This is a genomic window from Microbacterium sp. HMWF026 (genome assembly GCF_003061325.1).
Lineage (GTDB): Bacteria > Actinomycetota > Actinomycetes > Actinomycetales > Microbacteriaceae > Microbacterium > Microbacterium testaceum_E.
Genome location: NZ_QAJB01000129.1, coordinates 1 through 4920, shown reverse-complemented (window position 1 = coordinate 4920; position 4920 = coordinate 1). Strand labels below are relative to the sequence as shown.

Here is a 4920-nt window from a genome sequence, read left to right as displayed (position 1 = left end):
GTCCCACAGGGCCCACGCGAGCACGGGGCGACGATCGACGGCGGAGGCGGGGGCGGTGCCGGGGGAAGGCATGTCGGTCACGGTAGAGCCCTTCGGTGAACGCCAGGTTGGCCGACGCGGACGGGTGCGCCGACGACGGCGCGCGGGTTCAGGCTAGACCCCGGCTCTCGCTCACAGGCGGAGGAGACTACCGTGGAGTCATGGCATCCGAAACCCCCGTCCCCTCCGCCGAGGCGGACACCACTCCCGAAAAGCTCACTTTCGCCGATCTGGGACTGGATGCCGCTGTGCTCAAGGCCCTCAAGGACGTCGGCTACGAGACCCCCTCGGCCATCCAGGCCGCCACGATCCCCGTGCTGCTGCAGGGCCGCGACGTCGTGGGCCTGGCGCAGACCGGAACCGGCAAGACCGCGGCGTTCGCGCTGCCGGTGCTGTCGCAGATGGAGACCGGCCACAAGAACCCCCAGGCGCTCGTGCTCGCGCCCACGCGCGAGCTCGCGCTGCAGGTGTGCGAGGCGTTCGAGAAGTACGCCGCCCACATCAAGGGCGTTTCGGTGCTGCCCGTCTACGGCGGGCAGGGCTACGGCCAGCAGCTGTCGGCTCTGCGCCGCGGCGTCGACGTCATCGTCGGCACGCCCGGTCGCATCATGGACCACCTCGACAAGGGCACGCTCGACCTGAGCGAGCTGAAGTTCCTCGTGCTCGACGAGGCCGACGAGATGCTCAAGATGGGCTTCGCCGAGGACGTCGAGACGATCCTCGCCGACACCCCCTCGACCAAGCAGGTCGCGCTGTTCTCGGCGACCATGCCCGCGCAGATCCGCCGCATCTCGGCGCAGTACCTGAACGACCCCGAAGAGATCACGGTCAAGACCAAGACCACGACCTCGGCGAACATCACACAGCGCTACCTCGTGGTGTCGTACCAGCAGAAGATCGACGCGCTCACCCGCATCCTCGAGGTCGAGAACTTCGAGGGCATGATCGTCTTCACGCGCACGAAGAACGAGACCGAGACGGTCGCCGAGAAGCTGCGTGCCCGCGGGTACACGGCCGCCGCCATCAACGGCGACATCGCCCAGGTGCAGCGCGAGCGCACGGTCAACCAGCTCAAGTCCGGCAAGCTCGACATCCTCGTGGCCACCGACGTCGCCGCGCGCGGTCTCGACGTCGAGCGCATCAGCCACGTCGTCAACTACGACCTGCCCATCGACACCGAGTCGTACGTGCACCGCATCGGCCGCACCGGTCGCGCCGGCCGCACGGGCGACGCGATCAGCTTCGTCACGCCGCGCGAGCGCCGCATGCTCACCGCCATCGAGAAGGCCACGCGTCAGCCGCTGACCGAGATGTCGCTGCCCAGCGTCGACGACGTCAACGCCACGCGCCTCACCCGGTTCGACGACGCGATCACGGCCGCGCTCGAGGACACCGCGGCGATCGCGACCTTCCGCGACGTCGTGGCGCACTACGTCGAGCACCACGACGTGCCTGAGGCCGACGTGGCCGCCGCCCTCGCGGTGGTCGCCCAGGGCGACACGCCGCTGCTGCTCGAGGAAGAGACGATCCCGCAGCAGCGGTTCGACCGCGACCGCGATCGTCCCGCCCGCGACGGCGCCGACCGGGGCGACCGCCGCGGTGGCGGCGGGCGCTTCGCGACCTACCGCATCGCCGTCGGCCGCCGTCAGCGCGTCGAGCCGCGCCAGATCGTGGGCGCCCTGGCGAACGAGGGCGGCCTGCGCCGCAACGACTTCGGGGCGATCCAGATCCGTCAGGACTTCTCGCTGGTCGAGCTTCCGGCCGATCTGTCGAACGACACCATCAACCGCCTCGCCGACACGCGCATCTCGGGACAGCTCATCGAGCTGCGCCTCGACCAGGGCGGGCGCTCGGCCAAGCGCAGCGACCGGCCGCAGCGCCGCGATCGCGATCGCGACTGAGTCCCGGCATCCGTTCGACGCCCCCGCCGACCCTCGGGTCGCGGGGGCGTCTTCGTCATGCCCTGCGGGCCCTGCGCGGTGAGGCACCACGAAGTTGAGCCAATTCATATCAAGTCGCCTTGACCTCTCCGGAGCCGTTCGGTAACCTTGAGTCATCGCGGCTCAACCCGCGCAAAGACTTTCACCAGAACCCCGAGTGCGGCATCGGCCGCGCTCACAAGCAAGGAGACACATATGCCCCGTGCAGTGGGAATCGACCTCGGTACGACCAACTCCGTCGTGAGTGTGCTCGAGGGTGGCGAGCCCAAGGTCATCGCCAACGCCGAGGGTTTCCGTACGACCCCCTCGGTCGTCGCCTACACCAAGGACGGCGAGGTGCTCGTCGGCGAGACCGCCAAGCGCCAGGCCGTCACCAACGTCGACCGCACCATCTCGAGCGTCAAGCGCCACATGGGCACCACGTGGAGCTTCGACGTCGACGGCAAGAAGTGGACGCCGCAGGAAATCTCGGCCCGCATCCTGCAGAAGCTCAAGCGCGACGCCGAGGAGTACCTGGGCGACAGCGTCACCGACGCCGTCATCACGGTCCCCGCGTACTTCAACGACGCCGAGCGTCAGGCCACCAAAGAGGCCGGCGAGATCTCGGGCCTGAACGTCCTGCGCATCATCAACGAGCCCACCGCCGCGGCTCTCGCGTACGGCCTCGACAAGGGCAAAGAAGACGAGCTCATCCTGGTCTTCGACCTCGGTGGCGGTACCTTCGACGTCTCGCTGCTCGAGGTGGGCAAGGACGACGACTTCTCCACCATCCAGGTGCGCGCCACCTCGGGTGACAACCGCCTCGGTGGAGACGACTGGGACCAGCGCGTCGTCGACTACCTGATCAAGCAGTTCAAGGACACCACCGGTGTCGACGTCTCGGGTGACAAGATCGCCCTCCAGCGTCTGAAGGAAGCGGCCGAGCAGGCCAAGAAGGAGCTGTCGAGCTCGACCTCGACCTCGATCAACCTGCCCTACCTGTCGCTCACCGACTCGGGCCCCGTCTCGCTCAGCGAGACCCTCACCCGCGCCAAGTTCGAGGACCTCACCAAGGACCTCCTCGACCGCACCCGCAAGCCGTTCTCGGACGTCATCCGCGAGGCCGGCGTCAAGGTCGACGACATCGCCCACGTGGTGCTCGTCGGTGGCTCGACCCGCATGCCCGCGGTCGCCGAGCTGGTCAAGAAGGAGACGGGTAAGGATGCCAACAAGGGTGTGAACCCCGACGAGGTCGTGGCCGTGGGCGCAGCCCTGCAGGCCGGTGTCCTCAAGGGCGAGCGCAAGGACGTCCTGCTCATCGACGTCACCCCCCTGAGCCTCGGCATCGAGACCAAGGGCGGCATCATGACCAAGCTCATCGAGCGCAACACGGCCATCCCGACCAAGCGCAGCGAGACCTTCACCACCGCCGACGACAACCAGCCGTCGGTCGCGATCCAGGTCTTCCAGGGCGAGCGCGAGTTCACCCGCGACAACAAGCCGCTCGGCACCTTCGAGCTCACCGGCATCGCCCCGGCTCCCCGTGGCATCCCGCAGGTCGAGGTCACCTTCGACATCGACGCGAACGGCATCGTCCACGTGTCGGCGAAGGACAAGGGCACCGGCAAGGAGCAGTCGATGACCATCACCGGCGGCTCGTCGCTGCCCAAGGAGGACATCGAGCGCATGGTGCGCGAGGCCGAGGAGAACGCGGCCGAGGACAAGAAGCGCCGCGAGTCCGCCGAGACCCGCAACCAGGCCGAGACCCTGTCGTACTCGATCGAGAAGCTCATCAAAGAGAACGACGACAAGCTCCCCGCCGAGGTCAAGACCGAGGTGCAGGGCGATGTCGACGCGCTCAAGACGGCTCTCGCCGGTGACGACGACGACGCGGTCAAGACCGCGTTCGACAAGCTGAACGCCAGCCAGGGCAAGCTGGGCGAGGCCATCTACGCCTCGTCGCAGGCCGCGGGCGAGCCGGCCGACCCGAACGTGGGTCAGCCCGGCAACGGCGAGACGCCGAACCCCGAGGAAGACGTCATCGACGCCGAGGTCGTCGACGACGAGAACCCCGACGAGAAGAAGTAAGCAGAGAACATGGCACACAAGGACGACGAACAGCCCACGGGCTCGGGCGCCGGTCCTGACGAGACGGGGCCGGAGGAGAACACCTCCGGCCCCGCGCCGTCGGGAGACCAGACCCCGGATGCCGAGGGACTGACCATCGACGACATCCTGGGCGCCGAGCAGACGCCAGAGGCGGCCGCAGAGGGGGCGTCCTCCGACAAGGAGGTCTCGCTGCTGATCGACCTCAAGCGCCTGCAGGCCGAGTACGCCAACTACCGTCGGCGCACCGAGGAGCAGCGCGAGCGCGAGATCGAGCGCGCCAAGGGCGAGGCCGTCAAGGGCCTGCTGCCCGTCATGGACGACCTCGACCGCGCGGCCAAGCACGGCGATCTCGTCGAGGGCACCCCCCTCGCCGCGATCGGCGACAAGGTGCGCGCCGTGGCCGAGCGACTCGGCGTGGTGTCGTACGGCGCCGTCGGCGACGTCTTCGACCCGCAGCAGCACGAGGCGATCTTCCAGGCCCCGACGCCCGGTGCGACCGAGACGACGATCCTCGAGGTCGTCGAGGTCGGTTACCGCCTGGGCTCGGTCGAGCTGCGACCGGCCAAGGTCGTCGTCGCCGTCCCGGCCTAGGAGGAGGACCCATGGCGAGTCAGGACTGGTTCGACAAGGACTTCTACAAGGTCCTCGGTGTCGACAAGAGCGTCAGCGCTGCCGATCTGAAGAAGACGTACCGCAAGCTCGCGCGCCAGTACCACCCCGACTCGAACCCGGGTGACGCGAAGGCCGAGGCGACGTTCAAAGAGATCAGCGAGGCGTACTCGGTCCTCAACGACCCCGAGCAGCGCGAGGAGTACGACCAGATCCGGGCCATGGGCTCGGGGGCGCGCTTCTC

At 68.3% G+C, this 4920-nt stretch carries 4 protein-coding genes; all 4 read left to right on the top strand.

What is annotated here, in order from left to right:
• Positions 1-200: 200 nt before the first annotated feature.
• A complete protein-coding gene (locus DBR36_RS05890) occupies positions 201-1940 on the top strand; it encodes a DEAD/DEAH box helicase (RefSeq protein ID WP_108317990.1) in 1740 nt (579 codons plus the stop codon).
• 234 nt (positions 1941-2174) lie between these two features.
• Entirely contained in the window at positions 2175-4046 is a 1872-nt protein-coding gene (dnaK, locus tag DBR36_RS05885; protein WP_108317989.1) for a molecular chaperone DnaK, read from the top strand.
• A gap of 9 nt (positions 4047-4055) precedes the next feature.
• Positions 4056-4658: a nucleotide exchange factor GrpE gene (locus DBR36_RS05880; RefSeq protein ID WP_108317988.1), complete on the top strand. Its 603-nt coding sequence runs from the start codon at positions 4056-4058 to the stop codon at positions 4656-4658.
• A gap of 11 nt (positions 4659-4669) precedes the next feature.
• Positions 4670-4920 (top strand): DnaJ domain-containing protein (locus tag DBR36_RS05875; protein ID WP_181373499.1); only part of this gene is annotated, 251 nt, incomplete at its 3' end.